Raw genomic sequence first — 21,842 nt, 5'->3', positions numbered from 1 at the left:
AGTAAAACCTCCAATTTGTTTAGACGAGATAAAGCCCCGCCTGTATCAATCCAATTAAACCACCTAACAACCCTCCAAGCCAAGTGATAGCCCGGAATTCTCGCTTAGAAATCGATAAGACGATTTCCTCTAAATAGGCGGTGTCTAGCAAATCGACTTCTTCTCGAACGATTGTTTCGAGATCGAGCGTCTGAAGGATCTGTCCGATTTGATTCGTTGTCCGTTCGAATAGATGATCGATGACGACAGGGACATGTTGCTCGAGCAGTTGTGACTCAAGTGGACTTAACCAGACACGTAACGGTGTAGCAAGCATCGATTCAATCGGTAAACGTGCCATAACCTGTTCCTTGACAGTCTGTCGAATTCGCGACTCTGTCTCTTCCGTCAGATAAGACGAAAGTGGACGATCCAGTCCCTTCTGCCATTCCTGACGTAATAATGCCAAGATGAACTGAGACGTCGACTCTGATTGAAGTACCCGTTTCAGCTCTGGCTGAATCATATCGACGACGTTAACGTTCGCGAGCAACATCCCGAACATCCCACCACCGAGTCGCTGTTGGATGAAACGCGCAACAGTTTCCTCAAGTTGCAAACGTCCTTCTGGTCCGTCAAAATATTCTTCTGCCTGTTCCAATACGGATGTGACGAGTTGCGGCATGACCTCTTCGATTTTTTGTTCTCCAGCTTCTCCAATCAGTTCGCGTATGGACTGCTCGCGCCACTTCCCCATTAAGTTTGAAAACTCCTGCTCCAAATGGTAACTGATTTTCCCTTGAATCCGTTGTTTCGGTTCATTAATGAAACGACTGATCCATGCTTCCGTCGTCTCTTCGGAACGTGTCCATTTCAAAACTTCTTGTTCGACGAGACGTGTAACGGCACCTCGAACAGCTGGCGATGCGAGTCGCTTCCCGATCCCTTCTGGCGTCAACAGATGCTTGACAACTGTCCGTCCAAGGTTTGCTGCCAGTTCATCCCGTCGTTTCGGAATCAGACCAGGTGTAAACGGCATGCGAAATTTTCCGATATATTTCGGTTCAAGCGGTCGAAACAACATCCGAATCGCCAAGTGGTTCGTGATTGCTCCAATAAGAGCACCAATGACGACAATTCCAACGAGCTTTAACACGAGTAAAAATGTATCTGACATAAGTTATCATTCCTTCCGATTTTCGACTTATGGTAAAGTCGAGATAGTTATGTACGATTTAGGAGTGATGCCGTGTGTTACGACAACTAATGACTTTATTCAATGACCAGCTTACGACCGATCCGAATCTATATTGCCAGGAACAGTATAGCGTATATCGCCTGGCAGATGGACTTTGTTTTGGAATCAAGACGACCGCTATCTCTGACCGTGAACAACAACTGCTTGATGTATTTGCTGAACGCATTATCACGACATCTCGGTCAGATACTGATACATGGCGAGAGCGTCTTCAATCTGCTCATGCGCCGGAAGAACAGCCCTTTCGGCTTGTCCATTTTTTATTCAATCCAACCGATGAACGAACAAGTGAAGAAATTCAACAACTACTCTCCTCTTTCTTTTCGCAGACGAGTATCCTGATTCCTTTTAGTACACACCGTTTTACGGTCGTCGAACGTGAAGAGTTCGCCATCGAGTCAGAACTATCCGATTTATTTTTAGCATTACAATCTGATTTTGTGCTCGACGGTAAGGTCTTGCTTGGTCAACAACGTACTGCAGGTGATATCGCCATTCAGTTTCAATTAGAGCAAGCAGCACTTGTATCCGTTCCTTCGATGCAAGTCGAGCGCTTTTTGCCTGCTATGACTCGTCTTGCAAGTCTTGATGATCGTTACCGCGCAACACTTATCGACCGGTTCATCCTTTCACTCGAGCCAGAGTCTCGTGAGACGATCCTCGCCTTTTGTCGCGCCAATTTGAATGTCTCCCTAACCGCAAAACATCTATTCCTACATCGTAATAGTCTTCAGTACCGACTCGATCGATTGACGGAACAGACCGAAATCGACGTCCGTTCATTTGAAGGGGCTACTTTTCTCTATACCTTGCTTCTTGTAGCATGATGCCTAATTGAAAACGTTTGCATTTAGTCAGGTTGTCCATAGGCAGACCACCTGACTTCTTTTATACTATTTCTTGTAAGCGTTATTATTTCATCATTTACATTAGGGGGAACTACACATGGCTGAAATTCGTCTTGAACATATCGATAAAATTTACTCAGGTGATGCAAAAGCGGTTGATGACTTCAACCTTCACATTAAAGATAAAGAATTCATCGTCTTCGTCGGACCATCAGGTTGCGGTAAATCAACGACGCTCCGGATGATCGCTGGTCTCGAAGAAATCTCAGGTGGAGACTTCATCATCGATGGTAAACGTATGAACGATGTAGCACCAAAAGATCGCGATATCGCGATGGTCTTCCAAAACTATGCGTTGTATCCACACATGAACGTCTTCGATAACATGGCATTCGGATTAAAGCTTCGGAAGTTCCCAAAAGATGAAATTAAGCAACGCGTTGATAACGCAGCTCGTATCCTTGGTCTTGAAGAATATCTTGAGCGGAAACCAAAAGCTCTTTCTGGTGGTCAGCGCCAACGGGTAGCCATCGGACGTGCCATCGTTCGTGATGCAAAAGTCTTCTTAATGGATGAGCCACTCTCGAACTTAGATGCTAAATTACGTGTCCAAATGCGTAAGGAAATCATTCAGTTACACAAACGTCTCGAGACGACGACGATTTATGTCACCCACGATCAGACAGAAGCGATGACGCTCGCGACACGAATCGTCATCATGAAAGCGGGTATCATTCAGCAAGTCGGTACGCCAAAAGAAGTCTATGATCACCCAGATAACATGTTTGTCGCTGGATTCATCGGTTCACCATCAATGAACTTCTTGACAGGTAAGCTTGCGGAAGACGGTCTCTTCCATGTTTCCGGAACAGAAGAGAAATTCGAAGTACCAGAAGGAAAAATGAAAGTTCTTCGCGATCGCGGTTACACAAACAAGGATCTCGTCCTTGGAATCCGCCCAGAAGACATCCATGCAGAATTAATTTATCAAGATACAAAAACAGCACATCGCTTCCCAGCGCATATCGAAGTGTCTGAATTGATGGGTGCAGAGTCTTATCTCTACTCAAAAGTCGGGCAACAAGCGTTCACGGCTCGTGTCGACTCACGTTCACACGTCGAGATGGGATCAGATCTTGATCTCTTCTTCGATATGACAAAAGCACACTTCTTCGACTCTGCAACGGAAGCAACGATCCGTTAATCACATCATTGATAAGTTACGATGTTTCAGACTGTCCTTTTAAGGGCAGTCTTTTTTATTGACAGACGTTCCTGTAACTTTGTATGATACTGCTTGTAGCTTAAAATTAATCCTATTCGAAAACTAGGAATTGAAATCATTCATTTATAAAGGAGAGAGCGCTATGAAACACGGTTTGAAATTAGCTGTAGCAGCATTATCGACAGCGGGGGTGCTTGCAGCATGCGGCGCTTCGAACGACAACGCAGGTTCTGATAAAGAGTCAAAAGTCATTACAGTCGGTACGGAAGCAACATACCCACCTTTCACGTATAAAGAAAAAGGAAAATTGATGGGTTATGATGTAGACGTCATGAACGAAGTCGCAAAACGGGCTGGCTATAAAGTCGACTACAAAGCGATGGACTTCAAAGGACTCATCCCAGCACTTGATTCAAAACGAATCGATGTCATCGCGAACCAAATGGGAATTACACCTGAGCGTCAAGAAAAGTATGCCTTCTCTGATGCGTATACAGTTTCGGGGTCAACGATCATCGTCAACAACAAAACAAACGATATTAAAACACTCGATGACTTAAAAGGTAAGACAGTCGGTTCGACACAAGGTTCACTTTACGCAAAAACGGCTGAAGAAGCAGGCGCTAAAGTAAAATACTACAAAGGTGCGAATCAAGTCTTAAAAGATCTTGAAGCAGGTCGTGTTGACGCAGCAATGAACGATCGTCTCTTCGTCTTGACTGAGCTGAAGAAAGCTGGCTACAAAGTTAAAGCAGTCGGTGAGACATTCGACAAGAACGAATCAGGTTTCATGATGGCGAAAAACAGCAAGTATACGAAAGACTTCAATAAAGCACTCGCTGAGATGCAAGAAGACGGCACTCTTGCAAAAATCGGTAAGAAGTACTTCAACGAGGATATCAGTAAGTGAGTGAATTACTGACGATCGTCCGAGATAACTCGGACGTCTACGCAAAGGCGATTGGCACGACCCTTCTAGCAAGTGGTCTCGCCATCGTCTTTGCGCTTATTCTTGGATTGATTCTTGCCGTCATGCGTGATAGCCGCCTTGCCGTCTTCAGCGGTTTTGCACGTTTATACGTCTCGTTCTTCCGCGGAACGCCACTCTTGTTGCAAATCTTGATTCTTTATAATGGTCTCGTCACGCTTCAATTGACTGGATTCCAAGCCCTTGCTTTCGGCTTATCGCTTCACTTTTCCGCATATATCTCGGAATCGTTCCGCGCTGCCATCTCATCTGTCGATCGCGGACAATGGGAAGCTGCTGATTCACTTGGAATTCCGCGTCGGAAGACATTCAAGGATGTCATCTTGCCGCAAGCACTATCTCGAGCGATTCCACCGCTCTCAAACTCGGTCATCGATATCATCAAGTCAACTTCACTCGGTACAATCGTTGCTGTTGAGGAATTGACGTACGTCTCTGACCAGATTTCAGCGACAACGTATCTCGTCATGCCATTGCTCTTGTTCTCGGCTGCGATTTACTGGATCATGTCGACACTCATTCAAAGTGTTCAACATCGCTTAGAAGCACGCTTCAGTATTCCAGAATAATCTTTCCCACACTTGGAACCGTATGGATACCAAGTGTTTTTTTTAGATTTTTTTAGGTTTAGCACTAGGCAATCCGGGAATAATCAAGTATACTAATAAAAATCAGAATTATCTGACAACTTAAAAAGGAGCGTGGCCGAGATGAAACAAGTAATTGAAGCTTTCCGTAGACAAGATGCAGAGCAGCGAATTCCAGTGCTACGTCTCGAAATCGATTATGAGCTCAGTACGCTCTTCGATGCGATTCAAGTCAATGACCAAGCTGCCGTTTCAGCAAGTAAAGATCGTCTAGATAAATACCGTCAGGAGATGCTTCGTTTAGAAGCTTAACCTCATAGATCCCCCATCTCTCCTCCCCCTTGAGATGGGGCTTTTTTTGTCTAATTTTCAAATGAGAAGAACATTCGTCATTAAATCATCTCAACATTGAATAAAGGAGGACCGTTTCCGAATGATTCGGCAAATGGTCCTCCCTCTTTCTTTAGCTAACGGAGAGCATTATGGTCCGTCCGTTTCAGTTCTATCTTAATCGACGTCACGGCCTCGTGATGCTTTCAAGATCTCAAACCATTGCTCACGCGTCAACGACAGCTTCGTCGAACGCACAGCAGATTCGATACGTTCGATCTTACCAGAACCAACAATTGGCATGATACGCGCTGGATGTTTGAGCAACCATGCATATGCCACTTCATCGATTTCTTCTGCTCCAATCTTCTCTGCGATTTCAGCTAGTTTCTCACGTAGTGGTGCATATTGCTCGTCCTTGAACAGACGACCGCCCGCAAGTGGACTCCATGCCATCAACGGCATCTCATTTTCGTGACACAGATCAACCGATCCATCTTCGAAGTGTTTCAATTCTGAAACTGACAACTCGAGTTGGTTCGTCACGAGCATGAACGGTAAGCGTGACTGAATCAGACTTTGTTGAGCAGGTGTATGGTTTGAGAGACCGAATGTACGTACCTTACCCGCATCCTTCAATTCAACGAATGCTTCTGCAATCTCGTTTGGATCCATCAATGGATCGGGACGATGAATCAATAATGTATCGACGTACTCGACACCAAGTTCTTGCAGTGAGCGGTTCACTTGTTTGATGATATGGTCTTTCGTCGTATCATAAAACGATAACGACTGATCCGAGAAATGATTGCCCTTCATCTTGATGCCTGTTTTCGTAACGATCTCCATCCGATCACGAAGCTCCGGTTTTAAAGCGAGCGCTTCTCCGAATAATCGTTCATTCGTATAGTCACCATAGATGTCCGCGTGATCAAACGTCGTAATTCCTAAAGCGAGACATGCTTCAATCAATTCGAGACGTTCTTCCGTTGTCATCTCCCATTCATTCAATCGCCATAAACCATGAATGATTCGTGAGAATGATAAATCTTCTGTTAGCTGAATCCGTTCCATGTGTCCTTCACTCCCCTATTGTATAAACTCTATCTCGTTTACTGTACCTCAAAATGGTACCGGTTGCACGAATTTCACTTTTGGATGATCCAAGACAAAAAACAGGACCCCGTCGATGACGTGATCCTGTGTAAGACTTATTGAATTTGTTCGACTTCTTGCATGACTTCATCTTCGATTTGCTGACGTTTTCGTGTTGTCTCGGCAGCATCTGGTGATGTGACACTGAAGTAGAACTTGATCTTCGGTTCTGTACCTGATGGACGAAGGCAGAACCATGATCCATCGCTGAGCGTGAACTTCAGAACGTTTGATTTTGGTAGGTTAATTGGTGACGGTTGATGTGTCTTTAAATCATGCGCGATGCTCGCATCGTAATCTTCGAATAAGACAACTTGTTCTCCAGCCACTTGTTTAGGTGGATTCTCACGGAACGTATCCATGATACGACCGATTTGCGCCACACCGTCCTTCCCTTTTAGCGTCAAAGACCGGAGTGACTCTTCGAAGTAACCGAACTGCTCGTAAATCGCTTGTAATGCCTCATAGAGCGTCCGTCCTTCGTTCTTGTGATACGCAGCCATCTCAGCAGCAAGCAAGCATGCTTGGACCGCATCCTTGTCACGACAGAAGTCACCGATGAGATAACCATAGCTCTCTTCATATCCGAAGAGATACTCGTATTGACCGGATGCATTGTATTGTTTGATTTTTTCACCGATGAACTTAAAGCCTGTCAATGTATTCTCAACGTGAAGATCATAGTGACGTGCAATCAACGCACCTAGTTCCGAAGTGACGATCGTTTTCGCGACGAACCCGTTCGCTGGCAGAGTTCCTTGCGCCGCTTTTTGTGAAAGGATGTAGTCGAGTAATAGCGCGCCTGTTTGATTCCCTGTCAGGACTGTCCATTCGCCATCTGCATCACGTGTCGCAACGCCGACACGGTCAGCATCTGGATCCGTCGCAATCAAGATATCAGCATCTACCCGGTCACCATATTCGATGGCGAGTTTAAAGGCAGCATGTTCTTCCGGGTTCGGTGACGTCACGGTCGGGAACGCACCGTCCGGCTCCGCTTGCTCCTGAACGACTGTCACATGTTCGAATCCGTAACGTTTCAAGCCTTCCGTTACCGGAACAAGACCCGTTCCGTGAAGTGGTGTGAAGACGATTTTTAATGGATCTGCTAATTCCGATTGAATCGAAGGTAAGACACGAATCGTTTGTAATTTTTCTTGGTACGCTTCGTCGAGTTCTTCTCCAACGCGGACGATTAGTCCGTTCGCACGAAGGACTTCTTCCGACTCCAGTTCAATCGATAACTCATCTTCGATCTGACTGACGTACGAAACGAGCTCATCCGCTTCTTTTGGTGGGAGTTGTCCACCGTCATCGCCGTAGACCTTGTAGCCATTGTACTCTGGTGGGTTGTGACTCGCCGTGATGACAATCCCTCCCGCTGCTTTTAAAGAACGAACTGCAAACGAAAGTTCTGGTGTCGGACGTAGACCGTCAAACAGATACGCTTTAATCCCATTGCTTGCAAGCGTTCGTGCTGCTTCAAGCGCAAACTCCGGTGAGAAGTGGCGTGAATCATGCGCGATGACGATTCCCTTCCCCGCTGCTTCTTCTCCCGATGCCTTAATAAAGGCTGCAAACCCTTGTGATGCTTTACGTACTGTGTACACGTTCATCCGGTTCGTCCCGACGCCGATTTCTCCGCGCATACCACCTGTCCCGAATTCGAGTTCTTTGTAGAATGCTTCTTCGGCTGCTTTATCATCCGTCGCTAGCGTGACGAGTTCTTCTTTTAATGTGCGATCTAAATCAGCGAACTGATCCCATTTTTGATAGGTTTCTTTCCATGACATGGTAAATCGACTCCTTTTTTAATGAGGGTAAGACTTGCGATGATGCGATACCTTTCATATGATTAACACTAGAAAGGGTAAGGTGATGAGGCATGTTTCCTACGATTCAAATGGCAGACCTTCAACAGCTCGTCCGAACGGATCAGATTCGCTGGTTTGACTGCCGCTATGACTTACAACAACCTGAATATGGCCGAAATGCTTTCTTAGAACAACACGTCGAAGGTGCCCAGCACTTGGATTTAACGACGGACCTATCTGGTCCAATCGATCAGGTCGGCGGTCGACATCCGCTTCCTTCAAAAGAAGCGTGGCAACACACTCTCGAACAGCACGGCGTAACTCCGGAAGACTTCGTCGTCTTGTATGACGACGGTTTTCCGTATGCAGCTCGTGCATGGTGGTTATTTAAATGGATCGGACATGAACGTGTTGTCGTCCTCGAGGGAGGGTTCTCCTCTTACCTAGCGTTCGATCTTCCGGTCACGAATGACGTTCCTACTTATGAATCCTCTCAGTACACGCCCCGTTTCCAAGACGATATGCTTGTCTCGTTCGAAGAGCTGAAGGATCAGCTGACAGAGAGCGTGCTCGTCGATTCCCGGGCGCCCGATCGTTATCGGGGAGAGATTGAACCTCTCGACCACGTCGCTGGACATATTCCTGGTGCCGTGAACTGTTACTTTGAACAAGCACTATCACCAAATGGTCGCTTGCGGGATGCAGAAGATTTAAAAGAATTATACGCCGATATCTTACCAGTCACAGCACCCATCCTCTACTGCGGAAGCGGTGTGACAGCCTGTGTCAATGTCATCGCTCTTCATTCGCTCGGAAAAACCGATGTCCGGCTTTACGCCGGCTCTTATAGTGATTGGGTGAGTCGTGGTGAGGACGTCTCCCGTTCGTAAACATAAGACACTGACAGAAACATCTGTCGGTGTCTTTTTGGTTTATAGCTGGATCGGCTTGATGTTCCAAATCGCATTCGCATACTCTTTAATCGTTCGATCACTTGAGAACACACCTGAGCGAGCAATATTGAGAATGACTCGTTTATACCACTCTTCCGGTTGCTGATACATCCGATCGATTCGTTCCTGTGCCTGTTGATAGGACAAGAAGTCTTTCAAGATCAGATACTCATCATTATACGTCAATAATGAATCGTAAATCGCTTGGAATTCACCCGGAGCGAACAACGTCCCATCAACGAGGCTATCGATGATTCGTCGTAACTCGGGTTGCGCACTGTATTGATCATACGCACTGTAACCGCCGTATTGTTTATAATTCATGACTTCCTGCGGCGTTAAACCGAAGATGAAAATATTCGCATCCCCGACTTCGTCTCGAATTTCAATATTCGCTCCGTCGAGTGTTCCGATCGTCAAAGCACCATTCATCATGAATTTCATGTTTCCAGTTCCAGAAGCTTCATAACTTGCCGTCGAGATTTGTTCACTGACATCACTTGCCGGGAAGATTTTCTCAGCAAGTGATACACGATAGTTTTCTAGGAAGACGACTTTCAAGTACGGACTGACATCTGGATCATCGTTAATCAAGCGTGCCAACGCATTGATATAACGAATGACTTCTTTTGCATAATGATAGCCTGGCGCTGCTTTTGCACCAAAGATGAACGTTCGTGGTGTCATCGTGAACGAACGATCTTCTTTCAGGCGATAGTAGAGCGAATGAATGTGTAACGCATTCAAGAGTTGGCGTTTATACGCATGTAATCGCTTGACTTGAACATCAAAAATCGAAGTTGGATCAACGACGATACCTGTTTCCTTTTCAATGAGCACTGCTAATTCTTCTTTACGTTTGAGTTTAATCTCAGCGATGTCCTTTTGTAATGTTGAATCTTCTGCCCATTTCGTCAGCTTTTGCAAATCAGATGGATGCTGAATCCAGCTATCCCCGATTGCTTCAGTAACGCGATTTGCCAGTGCTGGATTCGACGAGAGGAACCAACGACGATGTGTAATCCCATTCGTCTTATTATTAAAACGAAGTGGGAACATCTCATAAAATAATCGCATCTCGCGTTGTTTCAGAATTTCAGTGTGGATTTGCGCGACACCATTCGTCGAATGCGTACCGACGACAGCAAGGTTCGCCATGTTGATCCGGTCATCCGCGATGATGGCAATATCCCGCATATGCGCTTCCATGTGCGGATAATTCGCGAGCACATCCTTACAGAAGCGTCGATTAATCTCCTCAATGATGAGGTAGATGCGCGGCAATAAGCGACGGAATAAATCAATCGGCCAGCGTTCGAGTGCTTCTGATAGTAGCGTGTGATTCGTAAACGACATGACACTCTTCGTGATTCGCCATGCTTCTTCCCATCCAAGTCCTTCTTCATCGATAAGGATCCGCATCAGTTCCGGAATCGCAACGACTGGATGCGTATCATTAATATGAATAGCAATATGGTTCCCAAGCTGCTTTAATGAATGATTCCGCTTTTTAAAAGATGTCAAGATACTTCGTAGTCCGGCAGAGACGAAGAAGTATTGTTGCTTCAGACGCAACTCTTTTCCTTCGTACGTTGTATCATCCGGATACAGAAACTCTGAAATCGTCTGAATCGATTGTTTATGTGCCAGTAAATCTTTATAATTCCCACGGTATTGGCTAAGTAGTTCATCATCATCAAGCGGAGACTCCGCACTCCAGAGCCGTAGATTGTTCACGACTCCATTTTGATAACCGACGATTGGCATATCATACGGAACAGCGCGAACGATTTCAGCTGGTTCATGATGGACACGATACCCATCACCAACCTCTTCAAGCCAGACATGTCCACCAAAAGGAACGTCGACCGCTTTATCAGAACGTCTGATTTCCCACATGTTCCCGTTCTTCAACCAGTTGTCTGGTAACTCGACTTGATAACCATCAATGATTTTTTGTTTGAACAAACCATACTGGTAGCGGATACCATTCCCATGTCCAGGCAGACTAAGCGCGGCTAACGAGTCAAGGAAACATGCCGCGAGACGACCGAGCCCTCCGTTTCCAAGACCAGGCTCTGGCTCTTCTTCTGTCAGATCACTGAGCTGATATCCAAGTTCTTCAAGTCCTCGTTCCACATCCTTTAAGACATCGAGGCTTAACAAGTTGTTGTGCAGAAAACGTCCGAGTAAAAACTCGAGTGAAAAGTAATAGACTTGTTTACTTTTTTTATGAGTATACGTTTCCTTCGTTCGCAACCAGTCAGTCGTAACCGTCTCGCGTACCATATAGGCAAGTGTCTGATAAATATCGTTTTCTGTTGCTTCTGTTATAGCCTTACCATGCATCGAAACGAATCGTTCCGTAAACCTCTCCTTGAACTTCTCTTTATCTTTAAACATGATGTAACCCCTTTTCCCAGTGACACGATCAAGTGGCGGACGGTGCAATCAAACGATATAATGCCAAGTATTCATCCGCTGAGCGCAACCAACTGAAGTCTTCATTCATCGCTGTCTCAATCAGATGTTCAAAGACGGGCTGATCATGATAAACCTCGATCGTGCGCTTAATCGCTTCTAAAAACTCATGTGCATTATAATTCGCGAACGAGAATCCATTTCCTTCTAACGTAAACTGATTGAACGGTTTGACTGTATCACGGAGTCCACCCGTTTCTCGGACGACCGGTAAACAGCCGTACTTCATCGAAATCAACTGACTAAGTCCACACGGTTCAAAGCGTGACGGCATCAAGAAGGCATCACTACCCGCGTAAATTCGTTGCGCAAGACCAACGTCAAATCCGATATATGAAGCGATTTTGTCTGGACGAATCGACGTCGCATGATGGAATAATCCTTCATACTCTGCTTCACCTGAACCTAGAATGATGAACTGCGCATCAAGTTCGAATAAATCAGGTAGAATGTGTGCCAGTAAATCGATTCCCTTTTGGTCGACAAGACGTGAGACGAAGCCGAACAGTGGCACATCCGGATTGATCGGAAGACCAAGTTCTTCTTGTAACGCAGCCTTATTCTTGGCTTTTCCTTCTTTCGCCGTATCGATTGAGTACGTTTCAACGAGATGTGTATCATGCGCTGGATCGAACTGACGATAATCGATTCCATTTAAAATCCCACGCACGTCAACAGCACGATGCTGCAAGACAGGTTCAAGTGTTTCCCCGTAATACGGATCCATGATCTCATCACGATAGGATGGACTAACTGTCGTGATTTGATTAGAGTGTACAAGACCTGCTTTCATGTAATTGACGAGACCATTATGGGCAATACCATCTGCCGTAAAATGTTCTTGTCCAAGACCAAGTAAGTCACCGAGCACTTCCTCTGGGAAGACCCCTTGATACTGCAGATTATGGATTGTAAAGACCGTTTTGATGTCTTGGTAACGCTCAAGATGCTGATAATGGATGCGTAAGAAAGCTGGAATCACACCTGTTTGCCAGTCATGACAATGGATGACGTCTGGTACTTCTTTTCGATCCAAATGTTGAATCATTTCAAGAACGGCACGCGAGAAATAAGCAAACCGCTCTGCGTCGTCATAATGTCCATAAATGACGCCATCTCGCTTAAAGTAATATTCATTGTCGATAAAATAGAAAGTCACGCCATCTTGTTTCAGACGGAGGACCGCACCAAATTGTTGGCGCCAACCGACTGGTACGATGAAGTCGAATAAAAACTCCATCTCTGATTTATACTGTTCCTTGATTTGACCATAATTAGGTAAAACGACTGAAACGTCTGCACCTTCTTCAGCAAGCGCTAAAGGGAGCGAGCCGACGACGTCAGCTAGCCCCCCTGTCTTGATGAAGGGTGTCGCTTCCGTGGCAGCAAACCATACCTTCATGAGTGACATCTCCTTTAAACGATTGTTTGTTTTTTGATGACGATTGGTTCTTCTGCCGTACCGCGTATGACTTGACCACGCTTAACGGTAACTTCTTTGTCGAGAATCGCGTACTCAACAACTGCGCCCTCTTCAATGACCGATTTTTGCATGATGATCGAGTTTTTGACGCGAGCGTGTTTTCCGACTTTGACACCACGGAACAGGATGCTGTCCGTCGTTGTTCCTTCTAATTTACAGCCGTTTGCGACAAGTGAGTTCTTGATGTCAGAACCCGGAAGATAGCGTGTCGGTGGCTCATGTTTGATTTTCGTATAGACGTGCTGGAAATCGTTGATTGCTCCCCATTGCTCAAGTAATAGCATGCTCTCACGATAGTATGAACGAAGCGAATGAATGACTTGTGATGTACCACTGTACTCATAACCGTGTACATGTAGACGGTTTAGTTGCGAACGAATGATACTTTGAAGTAAATCGTACTCCCCACGTGCGATTGCCTCATCGACTAAACGAACGAAGAGATTTTTCGACAGGACGACCGTTTCCATGTAGAATGTCTCATCTGCCGGTTGGAACCCTCGTGACCCGATGGCTGTCACGTGGTTCTGTTCGCTAAAACGAATCGGACGACAGTATTTACAAGGCAGTTCACGCTTCGTATAAACAACCGTAATATCGGCATTCGACTCTTTATGTTCGCGTAGCACGTCGCGATAATCTACCGCAGACAAAATGTTCGAACCAGAGACGACGACGTAATTTTCCTTACTACGAAGGAAGAAATCACGGTGGAGATGGAAGTTTGATAAATCTCCACGGAACTCGTTCGCATCTTGTGATAGTGCGGGTGGGAAAATGTACAGTCCACCGTTTGAACGGTCAAGATCCCACTCTTTACCTGATCCAAGGTGATCCATCATGCCGCGATATTTCTCGAGCGTAAAAATCCCGATGTTGGCGATATCATTTTGTACCATGTTCGTTAATGTAAAATCGATCAATCGATAACGACCGGCAAATGGAACTGCCGCTAAGTTACGATGCTCCGTCAATTCCTTGAAAAATCCTTCTTCGCCACTCAGATTGATGACACCTAATAAATCGACCTTCATTCGAATATCCCCCTTATTGAATCGCTTCTTTGATGACTTCGTTTTTCTTGACGATACTGTCTGCTTCAATGACGAAGACTTCTCCGTCTGGAGATCCAATCGTCGCACCATCTTCAACGATGACGCCATCCGCTAAGATTGCCCGGTGAATCGTGACATCTCGTCCGATTTTGACGTTCGGGAAAATGACCGAATCTTTGACGAGCGATCCTTCTGCTACATCCACTCCATAGAAGAGGACCGAATGATTGATTTCGCCTTCAATATGGCATCCTTCATTGATGATCGATGTCTCAACTGTCGCAGCATTCCCGATGTATTGAGGTTGTTGATTCGGGTTGACCGAATAGACTTTCCAAGATGGATCATATAAATCAAATTCTGGTTCTGCTGTTAGCAGATCCATGTTTGCTTCCCAAAGAGACTGAATCGTTCCGACGTCTTTCCAGTATCCTTTGAATTTATACGCACGGATGTTGAGGTTTTCAAAGAGCATGTTCGGAATGATGTTTTTACCGAAGTCAAAGCTCGATTCCGCATCACCAGCATCTTGGATCAAATGGCGCTTCAATACATCCCAGTTGAAGACATAGATTCCCATTGATGCAAGGTTCGATTTCGGATTTTCTGGTTTTTCTTCGAACTCATTGATTCGAAGATCATCATCTGTATTGAGAATCCCGAATCGTGGTGCTTCTTCCCATGGTACTTCACGGACAGAAATCGTTACGTCTGCTCCACCAAGTCGGTGTTCTTCAATCATTTGCTCGTAATCCATTTTATAAATATGATCGCCTGATAGGACGAGTACATATTCAGGGTCGAATTGGTTGATATAGCTCATGTTCCGATAAATAGCATTTGCTGTCCCTTCATACCAGTTCTTTCCGTTTTGCGCCTGGTAAGGAGGTAGAATCGTCAAACCACCATTACGCCGATCTAAATCCCATGCGCTCCCGATTCCGAGATAGCGGTTTAATTCAAGCGGTTCGTATTGTGTCAACACACCAACTGTATCGATTCCTGAATTCGTACAGTTTGAAAGTGGGAAATCAATGATCCGGTACTTTCCTCCAAATGCAACAGCTGGTTTTGCAGTATGTTTCGTTAAAGCTCCCAGACGTTTCCCTTCTCCGCCTGCAAGTAACATCGCAACGACATTCTTCTTAGCCATTTCGTCCCCTCCATTTATGCTCTTTTTTTCAGACAAATCGCGTTCTAAAATCCACAGATACTTCTATATACCCAATCTTTTCTCTTTTTAATATAACATTCCTGCAAAATAGGTTTATTAAAATACAAAAATCGAAAAAAAATCTATTGATTTCTCCATAAAAGACCGATAATAGGAATGAAATGGCTTTTTGAAAGGAGTTCTCATGCGAATTACGACAGGATATCTCGTCTTACTTGGTCTTGCGACGCTGCTTCTGTTTTCCTTATTTTCAATTAAAGATGAGTTAAAAACAGCACGCACATTCTTTTTCTGGGCCGATGAACAGACGACACGACATCCATTGACCTCCTACCAACCGATCACTGTAACCTACGAAAACAAACGGGTCGAGCTCTATGACGGACTGCGACGGGATGACTTAACCCCTCGAACATTACCGAAAAAAGTCGAGCAAGCGTTTGTTGCTATCGAAGATCAACGTTTCTATCAACATGACGGTTATGACATCACAGGAATCTTACGCGCATTTACGAAAAATCAGTCTGATTCCAAATCTCAAGGTGGTAGTACAATCACCCAGCAATTAGCAAGAATGACGTATCTATCAAACGAAAAAACATATACTAGGAAAATAAAAGAATTACTCATCGCGGTATCTTTGGAACAAAAATACTCCAAAAAAGAACTGATGACGGCGTATGTCAATCAAGCGTATTTTGCCAATAATATCTACGGAATTGAACTTGCCGCAAAATCATATTTTAATAAACCAGCACGCGATTTGAGTTGGTCTGAAATCAGTTTTCTAACAGCAATCCCGAACAATCCTTCTCTCTATGACCCGCTGCGCTTTCCTGAAAACACAAAAAAGCGCCAGCAACGAATCGTTCAAGCGTTAGTGCGCGATCGTGTACTGACGAAGGATTTTACTGTTTCTCGGGTGTCGCCTCGCTCCTATAAACCAAGCGTTCCTTATCCAGACTATATCGATGCAACCGTTCAAGCTGCTGTTCGGATGACGGCTCAAAAACACGGTTGGAGTAACAAATACGCTTTAGAATATCTGCATCAACAAGGAGCAGTCATCTCGACGTATCTCGACTCAACAGAGCAACGGCGAGCTAAAGAGGCCCTTCGTAATCTACCAAACGCGATTGAGGGCGCTTATGTTGGCATTGACGGACAAACGCACGGTGTCACGGCTCTTGTCGGCTATAAATCCAATTTAACGGGGCAGTTTAATCGAGCTGTTCAGTCTTACCGACAGCCCGGCTCAGCCATTAAGCCGTTACTTGTCTATGGTCCATATCTCGAGAAAACAAAAGCTCGTTTGTCGAGCACGTTAGACGGTAGTCCGGTTTGTATCGATGGCTACTGTCCATCGAATAGTGGGAATCGCATACTTGGACAAGTGACAATCGCTGATGCAATCGCCTATTCTTATAACACCCCAGCGATTCGGGCATTCGCTGTCTCGTTTCGAGAAGGTTTGAAATCGATTCGTCCGTTCCAGTTCAGTCAATGGACACGGGAGGATGATGCTTTTACGAGTGCTCTGGGGGGGGTACAATACGGTATCAGCCCGTATGAACTGACAAATGCTTATACTGTATTCGTTAATGATGGTATTTATCGACCGGCATCGATGATTAAAAGTATTACGCTCAAGGATGGTAAGGTCGAACGACCAGAAGAAAAGGAACAACGGATTTGGTCAAGTCAAACGAACCGAGAACTACGTGCCGGTTTAAAAAATGTCATGACGTATGGAACGGGGCGCAAAGGATACGATCCTTCTGCTAGCTACATTGGAGGAAAAACAGGAACAACGAATGATAATAAGGATATGTGGTTCGTTGGTATCAAGAATCAACACATCGGCGGTATTTGGTTAGGCGCTGACCGCCCGCGCCCGTTTCCTGTCGAAGCCAATGCAACGTTACAGGTCAAGACGTGGGCGACGATTTTACGCCCTTGATTCAACTTGGAAATAAAATTGCTTCCCCGAAGGAATTGAATAAGGTCAGACCGACCCAGGATAGACCGGCAAGCAGAACACCCCAGGCCAAAAAGGAAAAGATGATTAACCCGATCGCTCCTGCTGCAGTCGTCATTTTACTGATTTGTACCGTGTAAAAGATAAAATAGATAAAGAAGGATACAAACAACACGATACCTACGTGTAAAAAGGACGTCATAAAGGCGAAGCTGACACATCCTCCAACGAGCAGGAGAATACTTCCCGGGCGTAACATGCTGAGTGTCGTTCCCTCTTGTTCCTTGATGAAAAAGGCGAAACCGAGCTGATTAATCGTATCTGATAATAGTTTAAGCGAACTAAAGATCATAAAATAGACGATTAGAAAGCCCATCCAAACAACAAGTTTTGTATCGCGTGCTGTCAGAAGTTGAAGTAACTCATCGTACACACCGACTTGATCGAGCCAGTGCAATGCGAGTTCGGTCGTTGCAATCGCAAGGGACGTACTAAATAACAAAATGCTAATTAGCGGGGCATAACTTAATAGGTAAACATTCGTACGCATGTGGAGTCTCCATTCATAGAAAATTCATATGTAGCACACAATTTCACTTACAGGTATACTATAATAGATTATATCGGTTCAAGAGACTGAAGGGGGAAACAAAAATGGCATTTATCTTAATGGTCGGCGTAAGTCTTGCGTTTTTGACAGCAATCTTCACTGCAGGCTACAACAAAAAACCTGAAGGTAACGAATAATTCATAAAAGCTCCGTCCTGAATCAGGATGGAGCTTTTGCTTATCTTAGACTCAGAGAAGTCCTGCGTAACCTTGCTGACGCAATGCTTCATAGACAATGATTGCTGCTGTGTTTGAGACGTTCAATGAACGAACCAGATTCGATTGGGGTAGACGAATACAACGTTCTGCATTCGCGTCGATGACTTCAAGCGGTAACCCTTTCGTTTCCCGACCAAAGACGAAGAAGTAGTCTTGGTCAACGTCCGATAAGTCGATTTGACTCGGATACTGCTCTCCGTATTTCGTAATATAGTAGAAAATACCTTCCGGGTGCTTCTCCCACAACTCTTCCAAAGAATCATGATAACGGACGTCTACGAATTCCCAGTAATCAAGACCTGCACGTTTTAAATGTTTATCGTCTGTCGAAAAACCGAGTGGTCGAATCAAATGAAGAACGGAATGTGTCGCCGCACATGTTCGTGAAATATTTCCTGTATTTTGAGGAATCTCTGGTTGATACATAACGACATGAATAGCCATGGTTCAATTCTCTCCTATCTCATGCGCTAAAAGCGCTTCTTTATGGGCAATTCCGCTTGCAAACCCGGTCATTTTACCGGTAGCCCCAATAACTCGGTGACACGGATAAATCAATGCAATCGGATTACGATTCAAAGCACCACCAACAGCGCGTGCTGCTTTTGGTTTTCCAATCATGTGAGCAAGTTCACCATAACTGATTGTCTGACCAAACGGAACTTGTCGTAAAGCGAGCAACACTTGCTCTGCGAAAGGTGTAACACGTAACTGACAAGGTAGCAGATCGAGAGCCTGTCGATCACCTTCTGCGTAACGATCAAACGCTATTTGCCAATCTTTCGGTAACATACCTTCATCTGTCTCTTCCGCTAAATATGTCCGAGCTCGCTCTACATTTAGTCCAAAGTCGAGGTAAACGATCTGTTCTCTCTCCCAAGCGACAAGCAATGTACCGAACTCATAAGTGAGCTGCTGAAATGGCATCTGCTTCCCCCCACTCTTCGAGTAATCGCTGACCTTCTGTTTGTACATCTACTGCAATGTCTGTTGCAAGACGTGATTCAATATATGACTTTTCTTCAATTCCACCAATTCGACCAACTGCCCAGAGTGCAAGGGCACGCATATCTTCACGGGCATCGCTTTCTGTCATCAATCGTAGCGCATCCATCGCACTCTTATCTCGATAATGGACAAGCGCACAAATCGCATTACGCTGAATTGGCTTCTTACCACGCCATGCGCCAGATAACGTCCCAAACCGACTCTTGAACTCACGGTTACTCATCGATAAAAGTGGAACTAAGAGCGGTTTGACTTGTTCTGGATCCGGTTGTAGTTCAGCATGATGTGTGGCGTTCTTCTTCCGGTTATACGGACACACTTGCTGACACGTATCACAACCGTACAGTCGGTTACCAAGCGCCATTCGGAATGGTTCTGGCAGTAACGTTTTCGTCTGTGTTAAAAACGAAATACAGCGTTTTGCATCAATGACACCTGGTTCAACTAGTGCATCGGTCGGGCAAGCATCAATACATTTATTGCACGTTCCACATAATTCTTCGACCGGTTGATCGGGCGGCAACACGAGATCCGTAATCAACTCACCGAGATAGAGATACGATCCGTGCTCCTCACTGATGATGGAACAGTTTTTCCCACTGAACCCGATACCTGCTCGTTCTGCTACTGCACGGTCGACGAGTTCTCCTGTATCGACCATCGAGCGTGTTCGTGCACCTGGACTCAATTCTTGAATTTTTTCTTCAAGCAACGTCAAACGTTGTCGTAGTGCCTGGTGATAATCAAGTCCCCAGGACGATCGGCAAAAGATACCGCGCCGCTCTCCTTCTTTGCCGCGTGGAGCATTTTTGAGTGTACTTGGATAGGCGACCGCAATGGCAATGATTGAAGCAGCATCTTCTACGAGTAAAGATGGTGTTGTTCGAAGATCGAGATTGGGCTCTTCAAAACCAGAAGCGAATCCTTTTTCTTGTTGCGCTTGCAAGCGACGCTTCAAGACAAGAAACGGATCAGCCGTCGTCACCTTCAACTCATCGATTCCAATATCTGCTGCATACTCTTGTAAAGCCAATTTCAATTGTACACCATCCATCACGATCCACTCCTTTCCTCATTAAGATTCCATTCCTAAACAAAAAGAGCAAGGTGTCAGCGAAAACGACACATTGCTCTTTTTTGGTAAGCGGGTGAAGGGAATCGAACCCTCGTCATCAGCTTGGAAGGCTGAGGTTTTACCATTAAACTACACCCGCATAATCAGGTGAATCATCAGATTGTGTAAAAAGTATAAAGCGGGTGAAGGGAATCGAACCCTCGTCATCAGCTTGGAAGGCTGAGGTTTTACCATTAAACTACACCCGCAAGATCCGGTGGATCATCAGATTGTGTAAAAAGTATAAAGCGGGTGAAGGGAATCGAACCCTCGTCATCAGCTTGGAAGGCTGAGGTTTTACCATTAAACTACACCCGCATAATCAGGTGAATCATCAGATTGTGTAAAAAGTATAAAGCGGGTGAAGGGAATCGAACCCTCGTCATCAGCTTGGAAGGCTGAGGTTTTACCATTAAACTACACCCGCAAGATACCGGTGGTCGGAATCGAACCGACACTCCAAAGGAACACGATTTTGAGTCGTGCGCGTCTACCAGTTCCGCCACACCGGCACAATCTCTTGCAAAACTATTTAATTGAGAAATAGTTGGAGGCGCCAGTCAGAATCGAACTGACGATAAAGGAGTTGCAGTCCTCTGCCTTACCACTTGGCTATGGCGCCACTCATTGGAGCGGAAGACGGGATTCGAACCCGCGACCCCGACCTTGGCAAGGTCGTATTCTACCACTGAACTACTTCCGCTTGAAAAGCTGGGCTGGAAGGGATCGAACCTTCGCGTGCTGGAATCAAAATCCAGTGCCTTACCACTTGGCTACAGCCCAATAATAAGAGGGCGACTGATGGGAATTGAACCCACGAATGCCGGAATCACAATCCGGTGCGTTAACCACTTCGCCACAATCGCCATGGTAAACAGGGGCAGCAGGAATCGAACCCGCGCTGACGGTTTTGGAGACCGTAGTTCTACCGCTAAACTATGCCCCTATGGTGGTGGGGGGGGGCGGATTCGAACCGCCGAACCCGAGGGAGCGGATTTACAGTCCGCCGCGTTTAGCCACTTCGCTACCCCCCCACAAATGGGAAATTCATGTTATTTTTAAAGATGGTGGCTTTGGACGGAATCGAACCGCCGACACAAGGATTTTCAGTCCTTTGCTCTACCAACTGAGCTACAAAGCCTTAACAATGGCGGTCCTGACGGGATTCGAACCCGCGATCTCCTGCGTGACAGGCAGGCATGTTAACCGCTACACCACAGGACCGTATGTAATTGCGGGGGCCGGATTTGAACCGACGACCTTTGGGTTATGAGCCCAACGAGCTACCAGACTGCTCCACCCCGCGACGCTATAAATGGTGACCCGTACGGGATTCGAACCCGTGTTACCGCCGTGAAAGGGCGGTGTCTTAACCGCTTGACCAACGGGCCATTATGAATTGAAAGTGATGATGGCGGAGAGCAAGGGATTCGAACCCTTGAGACGCTTTTGACGCCTACACGATTTCCAATCGTGCTCCTTCGGCCACTCGGACAGCTCTCCATTGTACGTGGTGAAGAAGTAATAAATGGCTCCGCAAGTAGGATTTGAACCTACGACCTACCGGTTAACAGCCGGTTGCTC

At 45.6% G+C, this 21,842-nt stretch carries 18 protein-coding genes and 16 tRNA genes; 7 read left to right on the top strand and 27 right to left on the bottom strand.

Annotated features, from left to right (window positions below; all coding sequences use genetic code 11):
• Window positions 1-19: 19 nt before the first annotated feature.
• Window positions 20-1,156 carry a DUF445 family protein gene (locus tag ADM98_RS05675; protein WP_053452633.1) on the bottom strand — a complete coding sequence of 379 codons (1,137 nt, stop codon included), beginning with the start codon at window positions 1,154-1,156 and terminating at the stop codon, window positions 20-22.
• A gap of 74 nt (window positions 1,157-1,230) precedes the next feature.
• Here ADM98_RS05675 and ADM98_RS05670 point away from each other — a divergent pair, with 74 nt between their 5' ends.
• The 5 genes from ADM98_RS05670 (at window position 1,231) to ADM98_RS05650 (ending at window position 5,197) form a co-directional block, all read left to right on the top strand.
• Window positions 1,231-2,064 carry a PucR family transcriptional regulator gene (locus ADM98_RS05670; protein ID WP_053452632.1) on the top strand — a complete coding sequence of 278 codons (834 nt, stop codon included), beginning with the start codon at window positions 1,231-1,233 and terminating at the stop codon, window positions 2,062-2,064.
• Between the two features lie 118 nt (window positions 2,065-2,182).
• Window positions 2,183-3,289: an ABC transporter ATP-binding protein gene (locus ADM98_RS05665; protein WP_053452631.1), complete on the top strand. Its 1,107-nt coding sequence runs from the start codon at window positions 2,183-2,185 to the stop codon at window positions 3,287-3,289.
• A gap of 163 nt (window positions 3,290-3,452) precedes the next feature.
• Window positions 3,453-4,220 carry a transporter substrate-binding domain-containing protein gene (locus ADM98_RS05660; protein ID WP_053452630.1) on the top strand — a complete coding sequence of 256 codons (768 nt, stop codon included), beginning with the start codon at window positions 3,453-3,455 and terminating at the stop codon, window positions 4,218-4,220.
• Window positions 4,217-4,867 carry an amino acid ABC transporter permease gene (locus ADM98_RS05655; protein WP_053452629.1) on the top strand — a complete coding sequence of 217 codons (651 nt, stop codon included), beginning with the start codon at window positions 4,217-4,219 and terminating at the stop codon, window positions 4,865-4,867. Before ADM98_RS05660 ends, ADM98_RS05655 begins: the two co-directional genes overlap by 4 nt.
• 141 nt (window positions 4,868-5,008) lie before the next feature.
• Window positions 5,009-5,197 carry a hypothetical protein gene (locus tag ADM98_RS05650; RefSeq protein ID WP_053452628.1) on the top strand — a complete coding sequence of 63 codons (189 nt, stop codon included), beginning with the start codon at window positions 5,009-5,011 and terminating at the stop codon, window positions 5,195-5,197.
• A gap of 195 nt (window positions 5,198-5,392) precedes the next feature.
• Here ADM98_RS05650 and ADM98_RS05645 read toward each other — a convergent pair whose 3' ends face one another.
• Both ADM98_RS05645 and ADM98_RS05640 read right to left on the bottom strand, forming a co-directional pair.
• Window positions 5,393-6,289, bottom strand: coding sequence for an aldo/keto reductase (locus tag ADM98_RS05645; protein ID WP_053452627.1), 897 nt, complete (start codon window positions 6,287-6,289; stop codon window positions 5,393-5,395).
• 137 nt (window positions 6,290-6,426) lie between these two features.
• A complete protein-coding gene (locus ADM98_RS05640; RefSeq protein WP_053452626.1) occupies window positions 6,427-8,163 on the bottom strand; it encodes a phospho-sugar mutase in 1,737 nt (578 codons plus the stop codon).
• A gap of 92 nt (window positions 8,164-8,255) precedes the next feature.
• Between ADM98_RS05640 and ADM98_RS05635 the strand changes: the two genes are divergently transcribed.
• Window positions 8,256-9,074, top strand: a complete 819-nt coding sequence (locus tag ADM98_RS05635) for a sulfurtransferase (RefSeq protein ID WP_053452625.1) — start codon at window positions 8,256-8,258, stop codon at window positions 9,072-9,074.
• Window positions 9,075-9,116: 42 nt separating this feature from the next.
• On the opposite strand, the gene ADM98_RS05630 is transcribed toward ADM98_RS05635, so the two are convergent.
• The 4 genes from ADM98_RS05630 to ADM98_RS05615 are packed head-to-tail and all read right to left on the bottom strand — an operon-like array spanning window position 9,117 to window position 15,309.
• Complete coding sequence (locus ADM98_RS05630) at window positions 9,117-11,540, bottom strand: glycogen/starch/alpha-glucan phosphorylase (protein WP_053452624.1); 2,424 nt, start codon at window positions 11,538-11,540, stop codon at window positions 9,117-9,119.
• A 28-nt stretch (window positions 11,541-11,568) separates the two neighbouring features.
• Window positions 11,569-13,020, bottom strand: coding sequence for a glycogen synthase GlgA (gene glgA, locus ADM98_RS05625; RefSeq protein WP_053452623.1), 1,452 nt, complete (start codon window positions 13,018-13,020; stop codon window positions 11,569-11,571).
• Window positions 13,021-13,034: 14 nt separating this feature from the next.
• Window positions 13,035-14,135: a glucose-1-phosphate adenylyltransferase subunit GlgD gene (glgD, locus tag ADM98_RS05620; protein WP_053452622.1), complete on the bottom strand. Its 1,101-nt coding sequence runs from the start codon at window positions 14,133-14,135 to the stop codon at window positions 13,035-13,037.
• Between the two features lie 13 nt (window positions 14,136-14,148).
• Window positions 14,149-15,309: a glucose-1-phosphate adenylyltransferase gene (locus ADM98_RS05615; RefSeq protein WP_053452621.1), complete on the bottom strand. Its 1,161-nt coding sequence runs from the start codon at window positions 15,307-15,309 to the stop codon at window positions 14,149-14,151.
• A 205-nt stretch (window positions 15,310-15,514) separates the two neighbouring features.
• Between ADM98_RS05615 and ADM98_RS05610 the strand changes: the two genes are divergently transcribed.
• Window positions 15,515-17,290, top strand: coding sequence for a transglycosylase domain-containing protein (locus ADM98_RS05610; protein ID WP_053452620.1), 1,776 nt, complete (start codon window positions 15,515-15,517; stop codon window positions 17,288-17,290).
• Window position 17,291: 1 nt separating this feature from the next.
• Here the strand turns inward: ADM98_RS05610 and ADM98_RS05605 are convergent, their stop codons facing one another.
• The 20 genes from ADM98_RS05605 to ADM98_RS05510 form a co-directional block, all read right to left on the bottom strand.
• Window positions 17,292-17,858 (bottom strand): DUF5366 family protein, encoded by a 567-nt coding sequence (locus ADM98_RS05605; protein ID WP_053452619.1) that lies wholly within the window; start codon window positions 17,856-17,858, stop codon window positions 17,292-17,294.
• A 248-nt stretch (window positions 17,859-18,106) separates the two neighbouring features.
• On the bottom strand, window positions 18,107-18,580 hold the full coding sequence (gene trmL / locus ADM98_RS05600; protein WP_053452618.1) for a tRNA (uridine(34)/cytosine(34)/5-carboxymethylaminomethyluridine(34)-2'-O)-methyltransferase TrmL: 474 nt from the start codon (window positions 18,578-18,580) through the stop codon (window positions 18,107-18,109).
• Between the two features lie 3 nt (window positions 18,581-18,583).
• Window positions 18,584-19,063 carry a methylated-DNA--[protein]-cysteine S-methyltransferase gene (locus ADM98_RS17675; protein WP_053452617.1) on the bottom strand — a complete coding sequence of 160 codons (480 nt, stop codon included), beginning with the start codon at window positions 19,061-19,063 and terminating at the stop codon, window positions 18,584-18,586.
• The gene (gene queG, locus ADM98_RS05590) at window positions 19,038-20,198 is read right to left on the bottom strand and encodes a tRNA epoxyqueuosine(34) reductase QueG (protein WP_053452616.1); all 1,161 of its coding nucleotides are present in this window, start codon (window positions 20,196-20,198) and stop codon (window positions 19,038-19,040) included. Before queG ends, ADM98_RS17675 begins: the two co-directional genes overlap by 26 nt.
• 89 nt (window positions 20,199-20,287) lie before the next feature.
• Window positions 20,288-20,358: transfer RNA gene (locus ADM98_RS05585), tRNA-Gly, on the bottom strand.
• 38 nt (window positions 20,359-20,396) lie between these two features.
• Window positions 20,397-20,467, bottom strand: a tRNA-Gly gene (locus ADM98_RS05580).
• Window positions 20,468-20,505: 38 nt separating this feature from the next.
• Window positions 20,506-20,576: transfer RNA gene (locus tag ADM98_RS05575), tRNA-Gly, on the bottom strand.
• A 38-nt stretch (window positions 20,577-20,614) separates the two neighbouring features.
• Window positions 20,615-20,685, bottom strand: a tRNA-Gly gene (locus ADM98_RS05570).
• 4 nt (window positions 20,686-20,689) lie between these two features.
• Window positions 20,690-20,770: transfer RNA gene (locus tag ADM98_RS05565), tRNA-Leu, on the bottom strand.
• A 36-nt stretch (window positions 20,771-20,806) separates the two neighbouring features.
• Window positions 20,807-20,880 (bottom strand) — tRNA-Cys (locus tag ADM98_RS05560).
• Window positions 20,881-20,886: 6 nt separating this feature from the next.
• Window positions 20,887-20,961: transfer RNA gene (locus ADM98_RS05555), tRNA-Gly, on the bottom strand.
• An 8-nt stretch (window positions 20,962-20,969) separates the two neighbouring features.
• Window positions 20,970-21,041: transfer RNA gene (locus tag ADM98_RS05550), tRNA-Gln, on the bottom strand.
• A gap of 10 nt (window positions 21,042-21,051) precedes the next feature.
• Window positions 21,052-21,124, bottom strand: a tRNA-His gene (locus tag ADM98_RS05545).
• A gap of 9 nt (window positions 21,125-21,133) precedes the next feature.
• Window positions 21,134-21,204: transfer RNA gene (locus tag ADM98_RS05540), tRNA-Trp, on the bottom strand.
• A gap of 4 nt (window positions 21,205-21,208) precedes the next feature.
• Window positions 21,209-21,292 (bottom strand) — tRNA-Tyr (locus tag ADM98_RS05535).
• 31 nt (window positions 21,293-21,323) lie between these two features.
• A tRNA-Phe gene (locus ADM98_RS05530) sits at window positions 21,324-21,399 on the bottom strand.
• A gap of 7 nt (window positions 21,400-21,406) precedes the next feature.
• Window positions 21,407-21,482 (bottom strand) — tRNA-Asp (locus ADM98_RS05525).
• An 8-nt stretch (window positions 21,483-21,490) separates the two neighbouring features.
• A tRNA-Met gene (locus tag ADM98_RS05520) sits at window positions 21,491-21,564 on the bottom strand.
• Between the two features lie 10 nt (window positions 21,565-21,574).
• Window positions 21,575-21,649, bottom strand: a tRNA-Glu gene (locus ADM98_RS05515).
• A gap of 21 nt (window positions 21,650-21,670) precedes the next feature.
• Window positions 21,671-21,761 (bottom strand) — tRNA-Ser (locus tag ADM98_RS05510).
• Window positions 21,762-21,842 lie beyond the last annotated feature (81 nt).

Origin of the sequence: Exiguobacterium sp. BMC-KP, assembly GCF_001275385.1 — a bacterium.
Lineage (GTDB): Bacteria > Bacillota > Bacilli > Exiguobacteriales > Exiguobacteriaceae > Exiguobacterium_A.
Note: the sequence above shows the minus strand (reverse complement) of the source record. Positions and strands in the feature narration are given on the sequence as shown.